The sequence below is a fragment of the Corynebacterium hiratae genome (genome assembly GCF_009708045.1).
GTDB classification, from domain to species: domain Bacteria; phylum Actinomycetota; class Actinomycetes; order Mycobacteriales; family Mycobacteriaceae; genus Corynebacterium; species Corynebacterium hiratae.
This window is the reverse complement of sequence record NZ_VIOG01000001.1, coordinates 32,137-50,715: the sequence shown is the minus strand read 5'-3', so window position 1 is coordinate 50,715 and position 18,579 is coordinate 32,137. Positions and strand designations below refer to the sequence as shown.

Here is an 18,579-nt window from a genome sequence, read left to right as displayed (position 1 = left end):
CAGCGGGAGCCAACTGGAATTGAGATTTATGTCAACCTTCAACATCACCACCGACGCCATTGCTGGCAACGTGGGGCTTACCGCGCTGGTGTCCACGCTGCCGCTCATCGCGTTCTTCATCATGCTCTTGGGCCTCAAGGCCCGCGCCCATACCTCGGGTGCGGTAGCGCTTCTCGTGGCACTCCTCATCGCAGTCTTTGGCATGGACATGCCCACCGGCATGGCCCTGTCCTCCGCGGTGCGCGGCGGACTCTTTGGCCTCTTCCCCATCGTCTGGGTGATCATCACCGCCATCTGGTTCTACGAAGTGACCGTGGCTTCCGGACGATTCAATGACCTGCGCAAGACCTTTGACTTGCTGGGCGATGGCGATATCCGCATCCAGGCCATCCTCATCGCCTTCTGCTTCGGTGGCCTGCTGGAGGCCCTCGCCGGCTTCGGCGCTCCCGTCGCGATTACGGCGACCATGATCCTGGCCTTGGGTGTTAAGCCGCTCAAGGCGGCCACCACGGTGCTCATTGCCAACACCGCGCCCGTGGCCTTCGGCGCGGTGGGCATCCCAGTCACCACCGCGGGCTCGGTCGGCGGGCGCACCGCCGAGCAGACCGCTGACATCGCCGCGTTGATTTCCCTCCAGGTCCTGCTCATTGCCGCCGTCGTGCCTTTCTTCATCCTCTTTATCCTTGACGGCATGCGCGGTGTTAAGGAGGCCGGCCCCGCCGCGGCCGTCATCGGCATCTCCTTCGCCATTGCCCAGTGGGCCGCGGCTACCTTCTTCGCCTACCAGCTCACCAACGTCGTGGCCTGCATCGTCTCCCTCGGCGCGGGCTTCATCTTCCTGCGTGTGTGGAAGCCCAAGGGTGTCGACAGCCTGCGCGAGCGCATGGAGCTGCCCGCCCAGGAGGAGGTCACGGATCTCAACGGCAGCCGCATTTGGATGGCCCTGCTGCCCTATGCCGTGGTCACCGCTGTCTTCGCCATCGCCACCGCATGGCCGGCCATCTTCGGCTTCCTCCAGGTCAACGTTGCCTGGCCGCTTCTCGACGGCACCGTCTTCGACGCCGAAGGCCACGCCATGGACACCGCCTTCACGTTCAACGTGCTGGGCAACCCGGGAACCCTACTGCTGATTTCCGGCATCATCGTGGCCCTTATCTACATGACCTTCAACGAGAACGGCCGCTACAAGCTGGACGCCTCCGCGCCGCTGACCAAGTTCGGCGAGGTTGTCTCCCGCATGAAGTTCTCCGCGCTGACCATCATCCTGGTCCTCGCACTGGCCTACACCATGAACTACTCCGGCCAAACCATCTCCATCGGCCAGTTCGTGGCTTCTGTCGGCGGCATCTTCGCGCTCTTCTCCCCCGTCCTGGGCTGGATCGGCACCGCCGTCACCGGCTCGGATACCTCCGCCAACGCACTCTTTGCCAACCTGCAGGTCACCGCCGCCGAGCGCATCGGCGTCAATCCGGACCTCATGCTGGCCGCCAATACCTCCGGTGGCGTTGTGGGCAAGATGATCTCCCCGCAGTCACTGGCCATCGCCGCTACCGCCGTGCAGATGGAGGGCGAGGAATCCCGCATCTTCAAGGCGGTCGTGGGCTACTCCGTCGCCTTCCTCGCCGTCGTGTGCGTCATCGTCTTCCTCATGACCAACGTGCTGGGCTTCTTGGTCCCCTAAAAGGGTTTAGCCATAAAGTTCTACACCACTAACTACCCCCAGATTCGGGCGTCTTCATCGCCCAGTCTGGGGGTTGCCTCATATCGGCCGCGACCGCTGCGACCATCACCGCACGTTAGGAATTTCACAACATTAGTGTTGCGATAAAAAGCCAGGTAGGAGGGGTAATCCCGTGTCGATAATGTGAGTTTTGGGCGGTAGGCTCAAAGGTACACACTCGAAAAATGCCCAGTGCGGCTGTCCTGGTAGCGCGCATCCGAGCACAACTCCGCTGTGCACAGCACGGGACAAGCCACATGGAGGCAGATTAAGGAGCGCTCACAAATGCGAATAGCATTGTTTTCCACCTGCATCGGTGACTCACTTTTCCCCGATGCCCACAAGGCCACGGCCCTGATCCTCTCCCGCCTGGGCTATGACGTCGTCTTCCCAGAGGAGCAGACCTGCTGCGGCCAGATGCACATCAACACCGGCTACCAGGAGCAGACCTTGGGCATGATCCGCACCTATGCGGACGCCTTCGCGGATCCCTCCATCGACTACGTCGTCTCCGCCTCCGGCTCCTGCGTGGGTGCCGTACGCGAGCAGCACGAGATGATTGCCAATCGCTTCGGTACCGCCGCCGATGTGGACGGCGCCAAGAAGGCAGCCGGCAAGACGCTGGACCTTCCGGAGTTTCTTGTCGACGTCGCCGGGGTCACCAACGTCGGCGCCTTCTTCCCCCACCGCGTGACCTACCACCCCTCCTGCCACGGCCTGCGCTTCCTCAAGTTGGGTGACCGCCCCTACCAGCTGCTGAAGGAGGTCGAGGGAATCGACCTCGCCCCGCTGCCAAATGCAGAAGAATGCTGTGGTTTCGGTGGCACCTTCGCGCTCAAGAACGCCGAGGTTTCCGCGGCAATGGTCGGTGATAAGACCCGCCACATCCGCGAAACTGAGGCCGAGTACGTCACCGGCGGTGACTCCTCCTGCCTGATGAACATCGGCGGTGCTCTGGCTCGCCAGCGCTCCGGTGTTCGCGCTATCCACTTGGCGGAAATCCTCGCCTCCACCAAGGAACACCCGTGGACTCCTACCTCTGCGGCCTACTCCAAGGAGAAGATGCTCTAATGACTTCCTTCCTCGACACCACTCCTCCGCGCGCTCCTGAAGGCTACGGCAACCTGCGCGGCTCGAAGGCCTTCGTGCCGCTGGCTCACGTGGGCCTCAACAACGCCACCCAGCGCCGCAACCTGCACCACGCCACCACCACCATTCGCAACAAGCGCCAGCACGCCGTGGATGAAACCCCGGACTGGGAGCAGCTTCGCGACGCCGGCTCCGCACTCAAGGATGACGTTGCCGTGCGCATGGGCGAACTGTTGGTTCAGTTCGAAGAGCAGGTGACCAAGCGCGGCGGCATCGTCCACTGGGCACGCGACGCCAAGGAAGCCAACGAGATCATCGAGGGTCTTATCCGCGAGACCGGTGAGACCGAGGTGGTCAAGATCAAGTCCATGGCCACCCAGGAAATCGCGCTCAACGAGCACCTGGAAGAGGCCGGCATCCACGCCCAGGAAACTGACCTGGCGGAGCTCATCGTCCAGCTGGGTGAGGACAAGCCTTCCCACATTCTGGTCCCGGCTATCCACCGCAACCGCGCGGAAATTCGTGACATCTTTGTCAACAAGATGCCGAATACCGATGACTCCCTCAAGGCCGAGCCGGCGGAACTGGCTGAAGCATCCCGTCAGTTCCTGCGCGAGCAGTTCATGAAGGCCAAGGTCGCCATCTCCGGCGCTAACTTCGGTGTCGCAGAAACCGGCACCATCAACATCGTAGAATCTGAGGGCAATGGCCGCATGTGCCTGACCCTGCCGGAGACCCTCATTACCGTGATGGGCATTGAGAAGCTGGTCCCGACCTTCCAGGACCTCGAGGTCTTCCTGCAGCTGCTGCCGCGCTCCTCCACTGCGGAGCGCATGAACCCGTACACCTCCATGTGGTCTGGTGTGACTGAAGGTGACGGCCCGCAGAACTTCCACATCGTGCTGCTGGACAACGGCCGCACCGCTGCGCTGTCCTCCCCTAAGGGCCACGAGGCGCTCAAGTGCATCCGTTGCTCTGCTTGCCTGAACGTCTGCCCGGTCTACGAGCGCGCCGGCGGCCACGCCTATGGCTCGGTCTACCCGGGTCCGATTGGCATCTCCCTGACGCCGCAGCTGACTGGCATGAAGGACCACAACGATCCGTCGGCAAGCCTGCCCTATGCCTGTTCCCTGTGTGGCCGCTGCGACGAGGTGTGCCCGGTGCGCATTCCTCTCTCCCAGGTCATTTTGGAGAACCGCTACCAGAAGGTCACCCACGCCACCCCACCGGTCGAAGAGAAGCTCTTCCAGGTCGTGGAGCTGGTGTGGAAGAACCCGAAGATCTGGAACCAGATCACCCACATGGTGGCGCTCGGCCGTGTCCTTGGTGGTTTCAACGGGGTCATCGACAAGCTGCCGCTGTTCATGTCTGGTTGGTCCGAGGTACGCGATACCGCAGTGCCGCCGAAGAAGTCCTTCCGCCAATGGTTCAACACTGACGAAGCTCAAGAACTCCTCGCCCAAGCCAAGAAGGAGGGCATCAAGTGACCACCGCCAAAGAGGAAATCCTCAACCGCATTTCAGCCGCCCAGAAGCAGGCCGGCCTGCCGGACCACGTAGACATTCCGCGCGAGTACCAGAAGGAAGGCACGCTCAACGAAGATGAGCTGCGCGAGATGCTGGTGGACCGCCTCGAGGACTACAAGGCTGATGTGCACGTCACCGATGAGTCCGGGCTGAGCTCCACCCTCGTGGGCATTCTCAAGGAGCGCGGCTGCTCGAACGTCGTCTACGCACCCGGCATGGACGCTGGGCTTCTCGACGGCTTCGAGGGCACCTCTACCCCTGATGACAACGCCAAGGACCCGCGCGAGCTCGACGCTGTCGACGCCGTGGTGACCGAATCCCACGTCACCTCCGCGCAGACCGGCACCATCGTGCTCGAATCCAATGAAACCTGCGGGCGCCGCGCGTTGACCTTGGTGCCGGACCGTCACGTGTGCATCGTGCGTAAGGACCAGATTGTCTACGGCGTCCCGGAGATGGTCTCCCGCATGAACCCGGAGCGCCCGGCGACGTGGATCTCTGGTCCGTCCGCAACCTCGGATATTGAGCTCTCCCGCGTGGAGGGTGTCCACGGCCCGCGCGATCTCATTGTGGTGATTGTTAAGTAATGTGACGTTCGGGGGCACCCGCCCCTTCCGAACACTCGGCTCACATCACCCCCGGCGCATAGGATAAGGCACGTACTAATTAACGATTTTAGGAGCCTTATTCTATGCGTCTTTCTCGCGTTTTAGGCTCGGTGCTGGGGCCCGTAGCTGTTGCTGCCGGCCTGGTTGCCGCGCCCGCTGTTGCTCACGCCGACCAACCCACCATCAACTGGGGGCCGTGCCCGGAAGGGGTCACCGAAGAGCGCGCTGAGTGCGGTCACGTGACCGTTCCGACCTATCACGATGCCCCGGAGAAAGGCACCATCGACGTCGGTCTCATCCGCCTCAAGGCCACCGGAAACCGTCAGGGCACCCTGTTTACCAACCCGGGTGGCCCGGGCGGCGACGCGTATGGCTGGGTGAGCAGCGCAGCGTGGCCGGAGGAAGTCAAACAGAGCTACGACATCATCGGTGTGCAGCCGCGTGGCCTGCGCGAATCCGGAGAAGTGAACTGCACTGCCAGTGAGCTGGGCGCCAATCCCCTTGCGGAGATGACGCAGATCGGCGCGATTACCCGCAATGACTGCGAGAAGAACACCCCTGGCTACACCGACTCCCTGACGACGGAAAACACCGCCAAGGACTGGGAGGTTGTCCGCCAGGCACTCGGCGAGGAGAAAATCAACATCGCCGGTCTCTCCTACGGCACCTTCCTGGGCTCCACCTACGCCACGCTCTACCCACAGCACACCGACAAGGTCGTGCTCGACTCTGGCATGAACCCGAACATGGCGTGGAACCAGATCTTCGCTTCCCAGCAGGCAGGCTACGAGAATGCGCTGCATGACTTCTTCGCGTACGTGGCCAAGAATGACGCCACCTACCACGCCGGAAAGACCCCGCTGAAGGCCTACGAGCGCTGGTCCCAGATTGTTGCCGCTGAGGCAGGCGTGCGCCCGACTGTCCTTCCACCAAACGCCCAGATTGGTGACCTCCCGCCGGGGCTGGAATTCGCCGGCCAGCCAGGTGCCAACATCATGACTGCTACCGGTGAGCTGCGCGTGCAGGCGGAGCACCTCGCCGGCAAGGTACGCAACCCGCAAGCTGTCCAAGCCTCCTCGCCGACGCTGTCCGCAACCCGTGAGCTGCTCCCCCGCCCGGAAGCCTGGGACACGCTGGCCAAGCACATCGGCGGCATCGAGCCAATTAACTTTGAGGAGCAGGCAGCACAGCAGCCCCAGCAGGATCCGCAGCAGGCTCAGCAGGACGTTCTCAATGCCGTGAGCATGCAGAACATCATCATGTGCAATGAGAACACCGCGCCGACGGATCCCACCCTCATTCCGGCGTTCCTCTGGTCGAACTTCGTCACGATTGACCCCTTCACTCTGTTCAACTCGATGTACGCCTCCGGCGCGGGTTGCGGTGGCCGCGCACCGGTCAACACCCCGATTGCCGTCTCCGGCCAGAACCTGCAGACCAAGCCGCTGCAGCTGCAGGCCACCGGTGACCCGCAGACCCCGTACGCTTTCTACCGCGGTCTCTCGGATCCGATGCAGTCCCGCGTGGTGACTGTCCACGGCCCGGGTCACGGCCACTTCGCGATGGGCAACAAGGCCGTCGACCAGATCGTGGTTGATTACCTGCGCACCGGTGAGGTCCACACCGCGGATGCGCCGGGCTTCTTTGACCAGCCCCAGGCACAGGAGCAGCCCGCCCAGTAATACAGGCTGCGGAGTAACGAAGGGGCGGCTTACCTAGTTGCCCCTCCCTCCCGCCACACCCCCATCGGCGTGAGGCCAATTACTGCGCTTCAGTCTTTATAGGCTAGAATCGCATCGTTGGCATTTCGCCAGCAATGCCCTTGTAGCTCAGCGGATTAGAGCATCGGTTTCCGGTACCGAAGGTCGCAGGTTCGATCCCTGTCAGGGGCACTTTTTCATGCCCAAACCTCTCTCCCATCAGGCCGCACCGCGGCCCGTGTTTTCAATGATGCCGCGAGTGCGGGAAAGCCTTTCGCACTCTGCCATTCTGCATTCCCCCAGACCTGAAACCCGCAACCTGCAGGTGGGCGTCGCCCAGCGCTTGACGGCACCAAGCCACCCACCAGGTGGTTTCGGGTTGCAGGTCTGGGGATATGGAACTAGCGCAAGCGCGCCTTAATATCCGCAACCACTTCTTCCGGATTCTTCGCCGAAGCGATGAGAGAGCTTCGGCCCTGTTCAATGCGCACAGTCGGCCCAGAGACGATGTAGGCCGGAGCGCCGTCGACAACACGCGGGCCCGCGCCTTCCTTGAGCCCAGTCTCAGGCCCGACGCGGGCACCAGTGATATCGCTGAGTGGAATTCTCTTCGTGAAGATACCCAGGATGGAAACCGCAACGTCATCGTCACTCACAACGATCTTCACCCGCATCAGAATGTAGGCCACGGTTGTAGCGATGACCAAGGCGCCAAAAAGGATGGCCGCCCACGTGGAATCGATCATCGTGGGAACCACCGCGGCCACGACGGCAAGGCCAACGACGATTCCGGACCACAAGAGCGGTCCGTTGAGATAGCGAACGTAGATGCGAGAGTCCATGGAGTTCAGACTATCGGATGAACACACCCTCTATCGGATAAATACTCCCTTCGCGCTCACCGAGAGTGCGTGCGGCAGCCAGCTAAAGCCTACTGTGAGCGCGAAGGGCGCGGGCGAGAAGTCAGTGACCGCGAAGGGTGACGGATGAAGGGTTGAGAGTAAGAAAATTGAAGCCCCAGCAGGAAATACTGCTGGGGCTTCAAGTCAAGCTACTCCCCGCTGGGCGGCAGCGTGAGGAGCGAACCAGTTACTGGGTGATGTACTGGTTGACGATCGGCTGGGTGATGTCCAGGGTGCCGTGCTCGACGTAGTACATGCCGAACATCAAAGCTCCCAGCATCACCACGGAGAGAAGCATGGAGGGAATCCACTGAACGAAGACGGAAACCCAGCCATCAGCATTGTCACGTGCAGCTGCTTCGCGCTGCTCCTGAGCCAAATCACGCTCGACACTCATGTTTAGTCCTTTCACTTAGCTCCCCTGCGCCAGAGCAGTTTCATCGAAACCGTCTCATTAATGCTTGGGGATGCTCGCCCTTTAACACAGAGTATCTTAGCAGTTTATGCAGAGCTGACCGTAGTTAAACGCAGATATTTCGGCCGCTATCCGCCTTTAGTATGACACCGACTGTGGGCTAGACCCCAGGGTCCTCATTATTGTTGAGCGCTTCGACGAAATCCTCGCGGTCCTGGAACATGCGCTCGATGTCATCCTCCGCGCCGATAATCCACAACTGGGAGGCATCATCGAAGGTCAGAGCCCCGTCCGGGTGCTGTTCGAGGGCGTGCTCAAGTGCGGCGGTTTGCTCCTCGCTGAACTCTTCCAAGTCCTCGACGGAGCCTACCTGAACGCTGAGTTCCTTCAGCGGCGTGATGCCGTACGTGGTGTATTGGCGCTCTGGGTGCTCGAACAGTTCTTGTCCCATCATGATGTGGACAGGTCACCTCCTGGTGCGTAAACGGACGGGGCCTACTCTACCCCGGTGGGCGCAGCTAGTGGTCACGAGTGCCCAGGCGCTCGTCCGGCACGAAGCCGTCATAGCCCGGAAGGTTTTTCTCCGAGAGCACGCCTTCACAAAAGCGCAGAAGCGCCGGAACATCGGCGGGATCCAGATGGTCAAAAACCATGCGGCGCACCGACTCAACATGCTCCGGCACCGCCGCCTCAAGTCGCTCACGGCCGGCCGCGTCATGACGACCTCCACGCCGCGGGCATCGCCTGCGCACTTTTCTTTGCGCACGAGCCCGCGCTTTTCCATGCGGGTGATCTGGTGGGAAGCGCGGGAGCGGTCCCACTCCAATTCTGTGCACAGCTCGCGCAGGCGCAGGGTGTGCTCGGGTGCCTCCGAAAGCGAAACGAGCACCGAGTATTCGGCCGCCGAGATATCACTGCAGGCCAAGAGGGTTTCCTCCATGCCGCGATTAATCTTGCGAATGCTGGCCAAAAGCTGGCGCCACAACTCCTGCTCGCTGCCGGTGAGCCATCGAATATCCGCTGTCATGGCACTTACCCTACACTCCGGCTCTTAAGCATTCCTAAGCCTCTCCATGTCAAGGTCTATGCGCCCGGGCACCCAGGAATAGCGCTGCGGCATACAGGTGAGCACGATGACCTGTGTTGTCTTCCCTGCCTTTGTAAACAGCGCAGCCATGAGCTGGAGGCGCTGCGAGTCGGTGGAGCCCAGCGCGTCATCGATCACGACGGGCACCGGTTCACTGGACACCAGCTGGGCGATGGCAAAGCGCGTCAAGATGCTCAACTGCTCCTTCGCGCCGCCGGAGAGCGCGTCGAAGGCCACGGTTTCGCCGTTGCGGCTCCGCGCCTGCACCTTGAGTTCTTCGGAAAGCTCGAAGTCCACGTCACCGCCGAACACGGTGCGGGCTAGGCCGTTGAGTGCAGTGACGAAAGGCGCGGCATAACGCTGACGGGCGGCATCGCGATGGCGCAGCATGAGCGAACGCAGGTAGCGCGCGGCCTCCGCGCGGCGCTCGATGGCAGCGTGGCGCTCACGAGCAACGTCGAGTTCGGCAGCGGCTTTCTCCTCATTTTCGGCTGCGCCCGAGTGCATATCGATAAGCCCGCGGAACTCACGCATATCCCCCACCGCCGCATTGACCGCTGCCTTCAGGGAATCAACGTGCGTATGTGCTCCCCGAGCCAACTGCTCCGCGGTGTCGACATCAACGGCGGACATCTCCTCCAGCGCTTTTTTCTCAGCAGTGTGCGCGGTCCGTGCTGCTTCGATAGCGGCGGTCACGCCTTCATCCGATAGCAGGGCACGCGCCGACTCCACTGCCGCGGCTTTAGCATCGCGCTGCGCGGTGGCCTCCTCCGCACGGACCATGGCCACCTCCAGTGCCGCGCCCGCCTTGTTTTCGCGGTAAGGACCCAAGGCGCGATCAAGCTCATCCAGCTTCCTGCGCAACTCCTCTTCCTCACGCTCCACCACAGTCAGCTCCCGCGGCTTCGCGTCGTCCTCAGTAGTCCCGCCGACCTCCTCGGCGTCCTCAGCATCGGCCGCGCCCGCCTCAAAGCGCGCACGCAGCTCACCGAGGTCTTCCCCGCCCAGCGCAGCATGAAGCTCGCGGGCAGCAGTATCCGTGGCGGAGGCCAGCTCCGCGTGCTTTTCGTGGGTGGCACGGGCAGCCTCGACATCCTCGCACCCGGCATCCTCCAGCAGGCGTGCGAGCTCAGCGCGGGCCTTCTCCACGCTTTCCTCACCGCTATCGCCCGCACCGGCTGCGTAGCGGGCGGTGATGTCACCGACATTCAGCGTGGTGCCCTCGCGCAGTTCGACTGCCAGTTCCTTACCGCTCTCCAGAGCGCGCTCTTCCCCATCGACGCTAATGGCGCCCTTGCCGGAAAAGTAGAGCTTGGACGCCGCGGCCGCCCGCAGGCGCTCCTGGACAGTAACCTCGCGAGCCGCGTCCTCCACGGCCTGAAGGTTCGGTACGTCGGGAGTCGCCGCCAGCTCACGGCGGCGGGCCGCCAAAGTCTCTTCCAGCTTACTCAGTGTTTCGAGTCGGGTGCCCAGAGCCTCACGTTCAGCGCGCTGCTGCGCGCGGCGGGCGCGCTGGCGTTCCTCGCGCACGGCCTCGTAGCGCTTGTGGAACTCGGCGCGCTCTTTTTCTAGTTTCGTGCGGGCGGCGGCCTCTTCCTCAGCACGTTCGCGGGCTTCGATAACCACGGCGGCGGCACGCTCAGCAGCATCAACGGCTGCGTCATGCTCAGCAACCACAGCTTTGCGGCGCTGTGCTTCCTCCTCCGCGCGCGTCACGGCCTCCGCCGCCCGAGTCACCGCAGCCTCCTGCGCGGTGACCTTCTCCTGTGCGGCTCGGGCAGCGACTAGCTCACCGTCACGGCGCTCGCATTCTTCCGCAGCCGACGGCAGAGCGGCTTCAGCCTCGGCCTTCTTCAGCTCGGCGGCTTCATAGCGCTCCACCACGCCGTCGAGCTCGCGCAGGGCGGCCTTGGCGGCAGCGTGCTTCTCCTCAGCATCCGCCAGCGTGGCAATGGCAGTCTTATAGTCTCCTGCCGGCTTGTCTGTCTTCGCGGTGAAATACTCCTTGTACTCCGCCTCGATGCGCGTGAGCAGCTCGGAGTCTTCCGCCGCAGCACTCGCCCCGGTCTCCTCCTCCAGCGCCGCGGTCAGGGAAGGAATACCCACCGCGGCGATGCCTTGGTGGTTGTCGTCCTGGCGGACGAAGAGGGCGTCGAGAAGCGCGCGGTCCACGTGCTCACTGAGGATCCGCTCCAACTCCCCATCCGCCTCGGCTCCGGTCCACTGGCCCGGGCGCGGGGAGAAAACGTGCAGCTCCGAGGTACGTTTCTTCACCCACCGCTTGCGAATGCGGAAGCGGTAAGGCCCCACAGTCGCCTCCAGCGTGACCTCAGGCCCCACATCGCGGCCGGCAGGCTGCAGCGCCCTCACCGGCTTGGAATTAGCCGTGTGCTTTTCCGTGAGTACGAAATCAATGGCCTCCACCAACGTGGACTTTCCGGCCTCGTTCGGCCCACCGATGACCACCACCCCGGTCTCCGGAAGGTCCTTGACCTCTAGGTGCTCCACGCCCCGGACATTGTTCAGTTCAACAGAATGCAGCTGCATCATGGTTTAGGCTCCCTTCGCGCTGAGGCGGAACAGCAGGTTGGCGGCGTCGCGGGCGGTGGGGTTGTCCAAGTCCTCGAGCAGCTCCGCCAGCGCATTGGCGGCATAACCACTCAAGTTCAGCTCACTGAGCTCCTCCTCCGAGGGCGCCAGATGCAGGTCCATGGTTCTCTCGCGCGGCTTGAGGGAGGCAAAGACCTCCTCCATCTCCGCCAAGCCCTGCTCCAGACGGGCCTGCGCGCTCAAACCCACGGTGCCGCGCAGGCTGTACTTGACTGCGGTGCGAATCTTCTCCGGCACCGCGTCCAGCTGTTCCAGGAAGCCCTCGACATCCTCCATGGAGTCGATGTCCGCATCAATCGCCCGGAAGTCCCAACGGCCAACGCGGTGCTTGGCGACGTCCACCCGCTCCCCCTCAACAGTCACCACCAAGGCGTTGCCCGAATCGCGCTCCCTATCGTCGAAGGCCGTGGTCTCCGGGCTGCCGGAGAACCACACCTTGCCGGTAGAACCGAGGGATTCGGTGGAGTGCGTATCCCCCAGCGCCAAGTAATCGATAACACCCTTATCCAGGCACTCCTCTACGAAGGCGAGGTCGATCGTATCCGCATCCGAGTCCTCGCCCTCGCCCGCGCGGGATTCAACCTGGCCGTGGCCCACCGCGATGCGAACCGCACCCTCCTCGGCAGGCTCTAAAGACTCCAGCGCGCGGCGCACGAGGTCATAGTTAGCCCGCTTGGACAGGTAAGGGGCACCGACGATTTCCACACCCGGGCGCACCTCAATCGGCTCTGAATCCGCAATCACGTGCACGTTATCCGCAAAGGAGTTGAAGAAGATGGAATCCGCCACAAGAGGGTCATGGTTGCCGGGCAGCAGGTAGACCGGAACCGGCAAGCGCTTGAACATGTCCTTTGCGCGCAGCAGCGTGGACTTGCTCAAGGAGTTGTGTTCAAACACGTCACCGGCCACGACGATGAACTCGGCACCCGTCTTGGTGGCCAGCTCCCCCAGGCGCAACACCGCCGCCTCGCGGTCATCATCAAAACGCGATTGCGCCGCGGGACTTAAAAACCAGCGGGTCATGCCCAGCTGAAAATCGGAGGTGTGGATGAACGTGACCGCGGCCATGCAAACTCCCTACAACGTAGTCCAGGGCTGGGCATGTATGCCCCTCCCCTTAAGGTGGCAATGTCTAGTGCGTCAGATGATAGTAAAGGTCCTCGACATCGGAGACCGCCCGAAGCAAATCTATGTTCGTATGGCTGACGGAGCGCATGGCCTTACGCAACAGTTCCGGGTCGGAATCATCCACCGCAGGAGCTGTCTTCGGCTCCGGCAACGGCGGCAACTCGCGCCCCTCCCAGAACAAGGCATTGCGCTCCTCCTGAGAGATGTCCGCCGCCCCGCTCGCGGAGTAGGAATCCTCCGAGGCGGCCTTGGCCTGTTCCATGACCGCTTGCTCCAGCCGCGCGAAGTCAAGGCCGCGCAGGGCAAAAATCACGGAAGGATCGGCATCCATCCGGGCCGCGAGGCGGTCCGCCACCGCCACGACGTGCTTGCACACATACTCCGGATCGGGGCAGGTGCAAGAGAAACGGAGGTCGTCGGGGTACTCGGCGATGAGGATGTCGAGGGAGGCGTCGGCAAGCATGCCCTCTCTGGCCTTCGCCACGGAGTTGGGGGTGCGCGCGAACATCTCCGACAGCCGCCCGATGTCCTCGTTATTGCGGTAGGGCACCTGGATGAGCACCGCAAAAGGTTCGTTCTGGGAGCCAGCAACTTTGCCGTGCACCGCGCCATTGCGCACATCGAGGCCCACGACGTGGCCCTCCGTGGCGTACTGGCGCCCGCGGCGAATTCGGCCGGAATCCGTTTGCTGGTTGACAAAGTTGAGCAGGCGCGTGGCCGCCGGCTGCATGGTGCGCACGCGGTCGACGCGGTTGACCTCCTCCGGCGTGCTCACGCGCTTGCGGGTGCCGAAGTTGGCGTAGATGACGTTGTTGTCCTCAGGACTCTTCGGTGCCATTTACTTCTCCTGCTCCCTATAGCTCATGAGATCCGCCAGCTGCTCGGGGCTCAGTTCGGTGAGCCAGCCCTCGCCTTCGCCGACGACGGCCCCGGCCAGCTGCGTCTTGCCGTCGAGGATGTCCTGGATGGATTCCTCCAAGGTACCGGCGGTAATCATCTTGTAGACCTGCACGTTGCGCTGCTGGCCGATGCGGAAGGCGCGGTCCGTGGCCTGGTTTTCCACCGCCGGGTTCCACCAGCGGTCCATGTGCACGACAATCGACGCCGCCGTGAGGTTTAGCCCGGTACCGCCCGCCTTGAGCGAGAGCAGCATGACGGGTGCGCCATCATCGGCCTGGAATTCCTCCACCATCTGGTCGCGCCGGTTCTTACTGACCCCGCCGTGGAGGAAGGGAATCTCGCAGCCCAGCTGCTCAGACAGGTAGGGCTGGAGGACGTCACCGAAGGCCTTGTACTGGGTAAAGACCAGCACGCGCTCCGAGGATTCGATAGCCTGGTCGATGATCCGCATGAGTTCTTCCACCTTGCCGGAGCGGTGCTTGCCTTTGATGGTCACGGGGCTGCCATCAGCCAAGAAGTGGGCCGGGTGGTTGCAAATCTGCTTGATGCGCGTCAGCGATGCCAAGATGAGGCCGCGGCGCGAGATGCCCTCTTTCTTCTTCGCCAGGGCCTGTTCCACGTCATTGACCAGGGCCTTGTAGAGGGCGGCCTGCTCATCGGTCATGCGCACGGTGATGATCTGCTCGGACTTCTCCGGCAGGTCATCGATGATATTCGGGTCCGTCTTCAGCCGGCGCAGGATAAACGGGCCGGTGAGCAAGCGCAGGCGCTCCGCCATGACTTCGCTGCCTTCGCGCTCGATGGCCTTGGCAAAGTGGTTGCGGAAGAAGGAAGCAGAGCCCAAGATCCCGGGGTTGCAATAGTCCAGGATGGAGCGCATCTCCGACAGGCGGTTCTCAATCGGCGTGCCGGTCAGCGCCACGCGGTGGCGCGAGGGGATGGCGCGCACGGCCTTGGAGGAGCGCGTGGAGGCGTTCTTGATCGCTTGGGCTTCATCGAGGACTACGCGGTCCCACTCCACCTTGCTCAAGGTCAGGAAGTCACGGCTGACCGTGCCATAGGAAGTGATGACGATATCGGCGTTCTGCGCCGCCGTGACCAGCTCCTCGCCCTTCAGGCGCCCGGTGCCGTGTTGCACCATGACCTTGAAATCAGGCACGAAGCGCGTGGCCTCCCTAGCCCAGTTGCCCACCACGGAGGTCGGCGCAACCACCAGGGTGGGCTTCCACGCCTCCGCTTCCTCAGCTGACTCATGGGCGTTCTTTTCTACCGCCAGCAGGGAAAGCAGCTGCAGGGTCTTGCCCAAACCCATGTCATCTGCCAGCACCGCGCCGATGTTGTTGCGGGACATCCAATACAGCCAGTCCACACCCCGTCGCTGGTACTCACGCAGCTCGGCATGGACCGTATCGGGGATCTCCACGCGGTCGGGTGCCGTGCTATCCAGCCCGCCGAGCAGCGACGTGTGCCACTCGGAGCCGGTGAAGGCAACGGGGTCCTCCGCCATCGACTTCAAGGCCATCTCGCGCAGATCCGCCAGCGTTACGGCTTCTTCTTGCTCGCCCTCGTTGAATTCCTTGCGGCGGCGCTCCACCTCGGCCACGAGCTCTTCCCAGCCGGGTTGTTCCAGCTGACGGGCCATCTCCGCGGTCGCGGCGAGTTGCTCCAGTTCTTTCAGCGCACGCTTGCGTGCGGTATCGGCCAACTCGCGCATGTACTGCGAGATCTTGTTCAAGGCCCGGGTATCCGCCATGACCCACTCGCCGCGCAGGCGAATGAGACCAGACTTGGAGGAGATGAGCTCGTGCATTTCGGCGTCGGTAAGCTGCGTATCCCCCACCGAGAGCTTCCAGTCATAGCTGAACAGCTTCTCCATGCCGATGTGCGCCTTGGTGGCGGCATCAGCCGGATCGCGCACCTCCGTGGTTTCCAGCTTGGCCTTGGTCTCCATGTGGGACCAGGACTTGGGCAGCAGCACGGTAAAACCGGCTTTGCGCAGGGCGGCGGCATCGTGGGTAACAAAATCCACGAGCTGCTCCGTGGTCAGGTACACATCCCAGTCGCCGGCATTCCGGCTCGCCGGGGCGGAGTTGTACTTCAGCCGCGGTGCCACGTCGAAGGCATGGCGGCGGGCTTCGCGCAGCTTCTCGACGCTCCCCCGATCCAACTGCTCCTGCCGCACCGGCATCGGTGAATCAGTCCCAGAACGAACCAGCAGGCGGATGGGCCACGCTGCATCCTCGACGGAGACATTCTCATTTGGTGGCTCCTCCACGAGGAACACCAGCTGGAGATCAACGGAGGTAATGGAGTCCTTCCATTCATTGAGCCCTCGCAGCAACTGCGCGCGCCCCTTCTTCACGGGCGAAGTTCTCAACAGCGCCTGGGCGAAGTCGTGCCACGGCGCGGCACGCGGAGCGTCGATCTGCGGGCGTAGCTGAGTATAGGCAATCCAGTGCGTGAGCTCATCCGCCAAATCATCAGAAAGAGCCCGGTTATTAATAGAGAGGATGCCGGGCGCGGAGGCCAGCATCTCTGCCAGCCAGCTGCGCTCGCCTAAGCCGGAGGCCAGCTGCCACATGGGGTACCACTCGCCGGCTTGATAGGACAGGCGGATGGTCACGCGACCGGCCCGGACGAAACGGTAGAGGCCGCGGTAGGCGCGGATGAGCCACAGGAGATCTGGCGCGATGGTCGCGCGCTGCTCCGGGGTAGCCGCTTGGCTATCGGTATCCAGGTATTCCAGCTTGGCCAGCGTCTCCACTGCTTCATCCGGGGCGAACATGGCCATGGGCACCATGAGGGAGACATCCTTGCCCTTCGGTGTGCGCAGGGACACACGTGCTCGGTTGCGAAAGGTCTTCTTGCTCAGGATGGTGTCCACCACATCCGGGAAGGTTCCCTCTGGGACTGCTGAGGGCATGATGATCTTGTGCCCTTCGACCTGTTCGATCCATAGACTCAGGCCGGAGACGGGCAGCCAGAGGCCATGCAGCAGGTAAGAAGCCATAGGGGCCAGTTTAGCAGCACACCTTTTGGGGGACGGGGTCGCAGAAAGTTCCCGAATCCTGCCTAAATAGACAATCGTTATAGTCTCGTTACATAACGACGTAACACCAGTAAGACCGTACAATAAGCTGTGACCAAGGTAACCAAATACTGGTCACGCAGCCAATTCTCAGTTGGGTCAGAGGAATTGCCTCGTTAGCGTGAGTAGGTCCTATTTATAAATCTCAATCTCAAGGAGAGATCAGTGCAAGACTCCACTTGGTATGTCGTTGCGATGATCATCTACCTGCTTGCCATGGCCGCCATCGGCTTCTGGAGCTACAAGCAGACGGATGAGTATGACGACTACGTTCTCGCCGGCCGCGGCCTTCACCCGTTCGTAGCCGCCCTATCCGCCGGCGCCTCCGATATGTCCGGCTGGCTGCTCATGGGCCTGCCGGGCGCTTTGTTCCTGACCGGTATGTCCGAGCTGTGGATGGCCATCGGCCTCCTCATCGGTGCTTGGGCCAACTGGAAGTGGGTCGCGCCGCGTCTGCGCTCCTACTCCGAAATTGCCGGCAACTCCATTACCGTGCCCTCCTTCTTTGAAAACCGTCTGCACGATAAGTCGCGCCTGCTGCGCATTATCGCGGCGGCCATCATTATCTTCTTCTTCACCTTCTATGTCTCCTCCGGCATGGTGGCCGGCGGCCGTTACTTCGAGTCCAGCTTCGGCGGCGACTACATGGTCGGCATGCTCGTCGTGGCTGCCGTGACGGTCTTCTACACCTTCGTCGGTGGCTTCCTCGCGGTGTCCTACACCGATACCGTCCAGGGCCTGCTCATGTTCGCCTCCCTCATCATCGTGCCGATCATGGTGCTCTTCTCCTTGGACAACCCGGGCGATATCTTCAGCTTCGCCGCTGAGAACCCCTACGCCACCGGTGCGTGATTGAGAACCCCAATTACTTCTCCCTGTTCTCCGGCGTTTCCGCCGCTGTCATCATCGGTAACCTGGCCTGGGGCCTGGGCTACTTTGGCCAGCCGCACATCATCGTGCGCTTCATGGCGCTGCGCAAGCCTTCCGACGCTCGCGCGGGCCGCTTCTACGGTGTGAGCTGGATGGGCATCTCTCTGATCGGAGCCATCTTCGTCGCGCTCTCCGGCACGGTCTTCTTCACTGAGACCAACCACTCCATCACCGACCAGGAGAACTACGAGACCATCTTCCTAGACATGGCTCAGGTCATGTTCCACCCGCTCTTTGCTGGTCTGGTTCTGACCGCCGTTCTGGCAGCCATCATGTCCACGATGTCCTCCCAGATGCTGGTTGTCTCCACCTCCCTGATTGAGGACCTCTACCTCATCTTCGCTAAGAAGAAGCCAAGCCAGAACGTCCTGATCAACCTGTCCCGTACTGCCGTCGTGGCCATCGCCATCGTCGCCGCTGTGCTGGCAATCAACCCGTCGGATTCGATTCTGGGTCTGGTCGGCTTCGCCTGGGCCGGCTTCGGCTCCGCCTTCGGCCCGCTGGTCCTGCTGTCGCTGTACTGGAAGCGCCTCAACTCCACCGGTGCCATCGCCGGCATGATCACCGGTGCCGTCGTAGCCATCGGCTGGGGCATGAGCCCGCTGGGCGATACCCTTTACGAGCTGGTTCCGGGCTTCATCTCCGCTCTGCTCGTATCCGTCGGTGTTTCCCTTGCTACCAAGGCTCCGGATGAGAAGGTCATCCAGGAATTCGAGGAGGCTTCCCGCTTGGCCAAGCTCGTTGAAGAAAACGATGACTTGGACTTCGAGGAGGCCGCGGAGAAGGTTCAGAAGTAGCCTTCGGCCCCTCCCCCTCCTTCTTTTAAACCCCTCGTCGAGCTAGTTCATCACTAAGCTCCGGCGAGGGGTTTGTCTT

Annotated in this window: 12 protein-coding genes, 1 tRNA gene and 2 pseudogenes; 7 read left to right on the top strand and 8 right to left on the bottom strand. The window is 62.3% G+C overall.

Translation table 11 applies throughout. From position 1 onward, the window contains the following. The first annotated feature begins 28 nt into the window (after positions 1-28). The 6 genes from FME68_RS00190 to FME68_RS00165 all read left to right on the top strand — a co-directional run bounded on the left by FME68_RS00190 (position 29) and on the right by FME68_RS00165 (position 6,835). Positions 29-1,681: an L-lactate permease gene (locus FME68_RS00190; RefSeq protein WP_070515557.1), complete on the top strand. Its 1,653-nt coding sequence runs from the start codon at positions 29-31 to the stop codon at positions 1,679-1,681. A 324-nt stretch (positions 1,682-2,005) separates the two neighbouring features. Beyond that, entirely contained in the window at positions 2,006-2,791 is a 786-nt protein-coding gene (locus tag FME68_RS00185) for a (Fe-S)-binding protein (protein WP_070754403.1), read from the top strand. After that, on the top strand, positions 2,791-4,296 hold the full coding sequence (locus FME68_RS00180; RefSeq protein WP_158395292.1) for a LutB/LldF family L-lactate oxidation iron-sulfur protein: 1,506 nt from the start codon (positions 2,791-2,793) through the stop codon (positions 4,294-4,296). Before FME68_RS00185 ends, FME68_RS00180 begins: the two co-directional genes overlap by 1 nt. Next, positions 4,293-4,922, top strand: a complete 630-nt coding sequence (locus tag FME68_RS00175; RefSeq protein ID WP_144013495.1) for a LutC/YkgG family protein — start codon at positions 4,293-4,295, stop codon at positions 4,920-4,922. The genes FME68_RS00180 and FME68_RS00175 overlap by 4 nt, the downstream gene beginning before the upstream one ends. Positions 4,923-5,026: 104 nt before the next feature. Next, complete coding sequence (locus tag FME68_RS00170) at positions 5,027-6,625, top strand: alpha/beta fold hydrolase (protein ID WP_158395290.1); 1,599 nt, start codon at positions 5,027-5,029, stop codon at positions 6,623-6,625. 136 nt (positions 6,626-6,761) lie between these two features. After that, a tRNA-Arg gene (locus FME68_RS00165) sits at positions 6,762-6,835 on the top strand. 209 nt (positions 6,836-7,044) lie between these two features. Here FME68_RS00165 and FME68_RS00160 read toward each other — a convergent pair. The 8 genes and pseudogenes from FME68_RS00160 to FME68_RS00125 form a co-directional block, all read right to left on the bottom strand. Then, the gene (locus FME68_RS00160) at positions 7,045-7,485 is read right to left on the bottom strand and encodes a hypothetical protein (RefSeq protein WP_158395288.1); all 441 of its coding nucleotides are present in this window, start codon (positions 7,483-7,485) and stop codon (positions 7,045-7,047) included. Positions 7,486-7,732: 247 nt separating this feature from the next. Beyond that, a complete protein-coding gene (locus FME68_RS00155; RefSeq protein ID WP_158395286.1) occupies positions 7,733-7,942 on the bottom strand; it encodes a hypothetical protein in 210 nt (69 codons plus the stop codon). Positions 7,943-8,120: 178 nt separating this feature from the next. Further along, entirely contained in the window at positions 8,121-8,414 is a 294-nt protein-coding gene (locus FME68_RS00150; RefSeq protein ID WP_102234392.1) for a molecular chaperone GrpE, read from the bottom strand. Positions 8,415-8,478: 64 nt separating this feature from the next. Next, positions 8,479-8,987 (bottom strand): annotated as a pseudogene (locus FME68_RS00145) (MarR family winged helix-turn-helix transcriptional regulator). A 24-nt stretch (positions 8,988-9,011) separates the two neighbouring features. Continuing rightward, entirely contained in the window at positions 9,012-11,597 is a 2,586-nt protein-coding gene (locus FME68_RS00140) for an AAA family ATPase (protein ID WP_158395284.1), read from the bottom strand. Between the two features lie 3 nt (positions 11,598-11,600). Further along, a complete protein-coding gene (locus tag FME68_RS00135) occupies positions 11,601-12,725 on the bottom strand; it encodes a metallophosphoesterase family protein (protein ID WP_158395282.1) in 1,125 nt (374 codons plus the stop codon). A 64-nt stretch (positions 12,726-12,789) separates the two neighbouring features. Then, positions 12,790-13,623, bottom strand: coding sequence for an SWIM zinc finger family protein (locus FME68_RS00130; RefSeq protein WP_046648905.1), 834 nt, complete (start codon positions 13,621-13,623; stop codon positions 12,790-12,792). Beyond that, positions 13,624-16,695 (bottom strand): DEAD/DEAH box helicase, encoded by a 3,072-nt coding sequence (locus tag FME68_RS00125; RefSeq protein WP_158395280.1) that lies wholly within the window; start codon positions 16,693-16,695, stop codon positions 13,624-13,626. It abuts the gene before it with no gap. Between the two features lie 243 nt (positions 16,696-16,938). Here FME68_RS00125 and putP point away from each other — a divergent pair. Continuing rightward, a pseudogene (putP, locus tag FME68_RS00120) lies at positions 16,939-18,500 on the top strand (sodium/proline symporter PutP). The last annotated feature ends 79 nt before the right edge of the window (positions 18,501-18,579 follow it).